The 5517-nt window shown below is 59.0% G+C and carries 6 protein-coding genes, 4 tRNA genes and 2 pseudogenes; all 12 read right to left on the bottom strand.

The window, feature by feature from the left end; all coding sequences use genetic code 11:
- Window positions 1-162 (bottom strand): annotated as a pseudogene (locus PHS32_RS23755) (transcription termination/antitermination protein NusG); the annotation flags it as partial.
- Window positions 162-545, bottom strand: coding sequence for a preprotein translocase subunit SecE (secE, locus tag PHS32_RS23760; RefSeq protein WP_301082010.1), 384 nt, complete (start codon window positions 543-545; stop codon window positions 162-164). The pseudogene PHS32_RS23755 and the gene secE, both read right to left, overlap by 1 nt.
- A 111-nt stretch (window positions 546-656) precedes the next feature.
- Window positions 657-732: transfer RNA gene (locus PHS32_RS23765), tRNA-Trp, on the bottom strand.
- A 14-nt stretch (window positions 733-746) separates the two neighbouring features.
- Window positions 747-1937 (bottom strand): elongation factor Tu, encoded by a 1191-nt coding sequence (gene tuf, locus PHS32_RS23770; RefSeq protein WP_301082014.1) that lies wholly within the window; start codon window positions 1935-1937, stop codon window positions 747-749.
- Window positions 1938-1979: 42 nt separating this feature from the next.
- A tRNA-Thr gene (locus PHS32_RS23775) sits at window positions 1980-2054 on the bottom strand.
- Window positions 2055-2115: 61 nt separating this feature from the next.
- Window positions 2116-2189 (bottom strand) — tRNA-Gly (locus PHS32_RS23780).
- Window positions 2190-2277: 88 nt separating this feature from the next.
- Window positions 2278-2363, bottom strand: a tRNA-Tyr gene (locus PHS32_RS23785).
- Window positions 2364-2429: 66 nt separating this feature from the next.
- Window positions 2430-3182, bottom strand: coding sequence for a uracil-DNA glycosylase (locus PHS32_RS23790; RefSeq protein WP_301082016.1), 753 nt, complete (start codon window positions 3180-3182; stop codon window positions 2430-2432).
- A 1-nt stretch (window position 3183) separates the two neighbouring features.
- The gene (trpC, locus tag PHS32_RS23795; RefSeq protein WP_301082019.1) at window positions 3184-3978 is read right to left on the bottom strand and encodes an indole-3-glycerol phosphate synthase TrpC; all 795 of its coding nucleotides are present in this window, start codon (window positions 3976-3978) and stop codon (window positions 3184-3186) included.
- Entirely contained in the window at window positions 3975-5027 is a 1053-nt protein-coding gene (gene trpD, locus PHS32_RS23800) for an anthranilate phosphoribosyltransferase (RefSeq protein ID WP_301082022.1), read from the bottom strand. Before trpD ends, trpC begins: the two co-directional genes overlap by 4 nt.
- Window positions 5028-5083: 56 nt before the next feature.
- Window positions 5084-5374, bottom strand: coding sequence for a hypothetical protein (locus PHS32_RS23805; protein WP_301082024.1), 291 nt, complete (start codon window positions 5372-5374; stop codon window positions 5084-5086).
- Between the two features lie 9 nt (window positions 5375-5383).
- A pseudogene (locus tag PHS32_RS23810) lies at window positions 5384-5517 on the bottom strand (low-specificity L-threonine aldolase); the annotation flags it as partial.

The raw sequence follows: 5517 nt of genomic DNA on the forward strand, positions 1-5517 counted from the left end.
AGAGCGATTGATGCGCTCCGTGATGTTGCGTTCAACCGCTTTTTCCATGCCTGAATAAGCATGAACAACGTACCAACGCAAATCGGGGTTGGTCGGCGCCGTTGCCAGAACCTGCGCCGCCGCAGGCGTTTCAGTTGCCGGGGTTTCTACAGCGTCATTCATTATTTTCTCCACCCCAGAATCAAGTCATAAAACAACCACTCAAGCGTCTTGTCCGTCAGCCAGAGAAATAAAGCCATCAGCAGCACAAAGCCAAACACATAAGCCGTCATTTGAATGGCTTCTTTGCGCGCGGGCCAAACGACTTTTTTAACTTCTCTCCAGGCGTCTTGACCGAAGCCGTACAAGGCTTTGCCAGTCTCGGATGTAAAAAAAACAACCACGGCGACCGCCAAACCCAGCAGCAAAGCACCCCATTGAACCAGTTGCCCTTGTTTGCCAAACAAATAAAAGGCTGCAAGCGCGGCCACAACCAACACGGCGGCTGTCGCAAGTTTGACCTTATCGGCGCCGGTACTGACAGTTTCAACTTGTGTGGTGGCCATTTTTCTCAATCTCGTACTTTTGCTGCATCAAATCAAATTCAGCCGTCTTGAGACGCTGAAGCCCGCCATTCACATAGCGGGCCGGGAATCCACCTCATCGTGCGAATCTGGTGGCAGGGGCGGAAGGAATCGAACCATCAACCTTCGGTTTTGGAGACCGACGCTCTGCCAATTGAGCTACGCCCCTACAAATAAAATCGTCTATGCGATGATCTTCGCAACCACACCAGCACCGACCGTCTTGCCACCTTCGCGGATGGCGAAACGCAGGCCTTCTTCCATGGCGATCGGGTTGATCAGCTTGACGATGATCGACACGTTGTCGCCCGGCATCACCATTTCTTTGCCTTCTGGCAACTCGATCGCACCGGTCACGTCCGTGGTACGGAAGTAGAACTGGGGACGGTAGTTGTTGAAGAACGGGGTGTGGCGACCACCTTCGTCTTTGGACAAGACATAGATCTCGCCCGTGAAGTGGGTGTGCGGTTTGATCGAGCCGGGCTTGCACAGCACTTGGCCGCGTTGCACGTCTTCACGCTTAGTGCCGCGCAGCAAGATGCCGACGTTGTCACCCGCTTGACCTTGGTCGAGCAGCTTGCGGAACATTTCGACGCCCGTGCAGGTGGTCTTCTGGGTGTCGTGAATGCCGACGATTTCGATTTCTTCGCCGACTTTGATGATGCCGCGCTCAACGCGGCCGGTCACCACGGTGCCACGACCGGAGATCGAGAACACGTCTTCGACGGGCATCAGGAAGGCGCCATCAATGGCACGTTCTGGCAGGGGAATGTAGCTGTCCAGCGCATCAGCGAGTTTCATGATGGCTTGTTCGCCCATGGGGCCTTTGTCGCCTTCCATGGCGAGTTTGGCCGAGCCATGGATGATGGGGGTGGTGTCGCCCGGGAACTCGTATTTGTCGAGCAGTTCACGCACTTCCATTTCAACGAGTTCGAGCAGTTCGGCGTCGTCGACCATGTCGCATTTGTTCAGGAATACGATGATGTAAGGCACGCCGACCTGGCGCGCCAGCAGGATGTGTTCGCGGGTTTGCGGCATGGGGCCGTCAGCGGCGGACACGACCAAAATGGCGCCGTCCATTTGCGCCGCGCCGGTGATCATGTTTTTCACATAGTCAGCGTGGCCGGGGCAATCGACGTGGGCGTAATGGCGATTGGCGGTCTCGTACTCGACGTGGGCCGTGTTGATGGTGATGCCGCGCGCTTTTTCTTCGGGCGCTGCATCGATCTGGTCGTAGGCCTTGGCGGTACCGCCAAATTTGGTCGCCAGCACGCTGGTGATGGCCGCTGTCAGGGTGGTCTTGCCGTGATCGACGTGGCCAATGGTGCCGACGTTGACGTGCGGCTTGCTACGCGAAAATTTTTCTTTTCCCATTTTCAGACTCCGAAAAGTGAAGGACTGTCAAATCAAAAATCATGGTGCCCATTCCGGGAATCGGACCCGGGACCTCTCCCTTACCAAGGGAGTGCTCTGCCACTGAGCCAAATGGGCCTGTGCGACCCGTCAAATACAGGTCACCCAAAACTACATAACCATCCCAGCACATCAAATATGGAGCGGGGTAGGAGAATCGAACTCCTCGCTTTAGCTTGGAAGGCTAAGGTATTACCACTATACGAACCCCGCACAAGCTTGCAAAACAAGCAGCCGCTGCGGCGTCCCCGCATACACATGAACACGCGCTCCGACGGCGAACCAACATTCAATTCATCACTGGTGGAGAGGGATGGATTCGAACCATCGTACTCGTAAGAGGGCAGATTTACAGTCTGCTGCCATTAACCACTCGGCCACCTCTCCTTGGTGAACCGTGGATTATGCCACGAAAAAATGGTGTGGACACGGGTTCAAATGAAGAACTTTCGCTTACCAGGCAATCGGCGCGCAGCCATGCTGCAGCAGATAGGCATTTGCCAGACCAAAATGCCCGCAGCCCAGAAATGGCAAGGGCGGGCGGCGGGCGGACAGGGGCGACGGGTGGTTGGCGCTCAGCACCAGATGGCCGGCCGTGGCACCACCGCCTGGCCTCGCGGTCGCCGCGATCAGACGCTGCTTCGCCTGCGCGTGGGCGCCCCACAACAGGAACACCACCGGATGGTCTATTGATGCAACCGCCTTGACCACTTCATCGGTCAGTGCCTCCCAGCCCCGCCCAGCATGGCTGGCGGGCTGGCCCGCCTCGACGGTGAGACAGCTGTTGAGAAGCAAGACCCCCTGGCGCGCCCAGGCGACCAGTGAGCCGTCACCGTGTGGGATCAAGTTACCTGGGCCCAGCAAGGGGTCCCGAGCGATTTCCCTGAATATATTGCACAGTGAAGGCGGCGGTTTGACACCAGGCGCCACCGAGAACGCCAGACCCTCGGCCTGACCGGGCCCGTGATAGGGGTCCTGGCCCAAAATAACGACTTTGACCTGCGCCAGCGGCGTCAGCGCCAGCGCGCGCAAGGGTTGCTGCGGGTAGATGATGGCGCCACCGGCCAGCCGCGCCTGCACGAAGCGCTCCAACGCCCGACCCGTTTCACTGGTCAAAAACTGCTCCACCACAGGACGCCAGTCGGCCGCCACCGGCCAGCGCTCAGGCGCCCACTCGGTCAAGCGGGGCACGTCACTGGCGAACATGTCAGGCCGTGGCAAACAGCCTCGCCAAAGCCTCACCTGGATCGGGGGCGCGCATGAAAGCTTCGCCCACCAGGAACGCGTTGACACCGGCCGCCCCCATGCGCAGCACGTCGTCGCGGGTGTGGATGCCACTCTCACACACCAGCAAACGGTCGGCAGGCAGTTCGCGCATGAGCGTCAAGGTGGTGTCCAGCGAGACCTCAAAAGTTTTGAGATTGCGGTTGTTGACGCCGATCAGCGGCGTTTTGAGCTGCAATGCACGCGCCAGCTCGGGCGCATCGTGCACCTCCACCAGCACCGCCATATCCAGGCTGCGCGCAATCGCCTCCAAGTCTTTCATTTGCGCATCATCCAGAATGGCCGCAATCAGCAATACGGCATCGGCCCCGCAAGCGCGCGATTCATAGATTTGATAGGCATCCAGCATGAAGTCCTTGCGCAGCACCGGCAGCGGGCAGGAGGCGCGGGCCTGCTTGAGGTAGTCGATACAACCCTGGAAAAACTGCAAGTCGGTGAGTACTGACAAACAGGCAGCCCCTTGCTCCGCATAGCTTTGTGCTATATCGGCGGGAATGAAATCCTCGCGCAGCACGCCCTTGGAGGGGCTGGCTTTTTTGATCTCGGCAATCACGGCGGGCTGCCCGGCGGCGATCTTGCTGCGCAGGGCGGCGACAAAATCCCGTGTCAGCACACGCGACTCGGCATCGGCGCGCATGACGGCCAAGGGTTTGCGGGCAACGGCTGCTGCGATTTCCTGGCGTTTGACGGCCACGATCTGTTCCAGAATATCGGTCACTTCACTGTGCCTTTCAGTTGTTGGGACATGGAAACCAGTTGCGCCAGCTTGGCTCTGGCCGCACCTGATTCAATGGCCGCTCGTGCTTTGTCAATACCGGCGCTCATCGTCGGCACGACATTGGCAGCGTACAGCGCCACACCGGCATTGAGAATCACGATGTCTTTGGCAGCCCCCGCCGCGTTGTCCAGCACCCCCAGCAGCATGGTTTTGGACTGCTCCGGCGTCTCCACCTTGAGCGCGCGGTTGCTGGCCATAACCATGCCGAAGTCTTCTGGGTGAATCTCATACTCAGTGATTTCACCGTGTTTGAGCTCTCCGACCAAAGTGGTCGCGCCCAGCGACACTTCGTCCATACCGTCCTTGCCATACACCACGACCGCGTGCTCGGCGCCCAGCCGCTGCAACGCGCGCACCTGAATACCCACCAGGTCCGGGTGAAACACACCCATCAGGATATTGGGGGCTCCCGCCGGGTTGGTCAGCGGCCCGAGCAGATTGAAAATGGTCTTGATGCCCAGCTCCTTGCGCACCGGCGCCACGTTTTTCATGGCCGGGTGGTGATTGGGCGCAAACATAAAGCCGACCCCCACCTGTTCAATACACTGGGCAATGGCTTCGGGCGACAGGTTGATGTTGATGCCCAGCGACTCCATCACGTCGGCGCTGCCGCTCTTGCTGCTGACGCTGCGGCCACCGTGCTTGCTGACCCGGGCGCCCGCAGCGGCGGCCACAAACATGGCGCAGGTTGAAATGTTGAAAGTGTGCGAGCCGTCACCGCCGGTGCCCACAATGTCCACCAGATGGCTTGTGTCGGCGACGTTGACCTTTGTGGAAAACTCGCGCATTACCTGCGCGGCGGCCGTGATTTCGCCAATGGTTTCCTTTTTGACGCGCAGGCCGGTGATCAGGGCCGCCATCATGACGGGCGACCACTCGCCCGTCATGATGCCGCGCATGATGTGCAGCATCTCGTCGTGAAAAATCTCGCGGTGCTCAATGGTGCGCAAAAGCGCTTCTTGCGGGGTGATTTTGTGGGTGTTCGGCATGGTCTTAAGTTGAGGAAAGCGTTGGCTGACGTAGCTTCAGTTTGTCACGCAAGGTTTCAGGAAGGTGGATTGTCCGTCAAGGCCAGTTTCAGGCCAAATCCGATAAACATCACGCCGGCCAAGCGTTGCAGCCAGGCCCTGCCTTGCTGCAGTGGGGCCAAGCGCCGGGACACGGCCGCGCCCAAGACCGCATAGCCCAGGTTGACCCACAGGCCATTGAAGTTGAAAACCAGTCCGAGCGGTAAATACGCGACTGTTTTTGCCCAGCCCGGCGCAATGAAGAGGCCGAGAGGCTCAATACCGGCCAACAGGGTCATCGCGTCAACTTCCAAAGTCATGTCGACCAAGCCAGCGGTTCACGGTCTGCCCATTAAAAAATCACGCACCGCCGCCACGGTGCGGTCAATACCCGCCGCATCGACATCCAGATGCGCCACAAAACGCAGGCGGTACAAACCGGTGACCAGAATGCCCCGCGCCGCCAGGTAGG

The sequence above is a fragment of the Rhodoferax sp. genome (genome assembly GCF_028714215.1).
In the GTDB taxonomy this organism is placed as follows: Bacteria; Pseudomonadota; Gammaproteobacteria; order Burkholderiales; family Burkholderiaceae_C; genus Rhodoferax.

Coding starts and splice junctions, on each gene's coding strand:
- PHS32_RS23790 (WP_301082016.1), bottom strand. CDS start 3,182: ATGTTCGCCAGTGACGTGCCCCGCTTGACCGAGTGGGCGCCTGAGCGC.
- trpD (WP_301082022.1), bottom strand. CDS start 5,027: ATGCCGAACACCCACAAAATCACCCCGCAAGAAGCGCTTTTGCGCACC.
- secE (WP_301082010.1), bottom strand. CDS start 545: ATGGCCACCACACAAGTTGAAACTGTCAGTACCGGCGCCGATAAGGTC.
- tuf (WP_301082014.1), bottom strand. CDS start 1,937: ATGGGAAAAGAAAAATTTTCGCGTAGCAAGCCGCACGTCAACGTCGGC.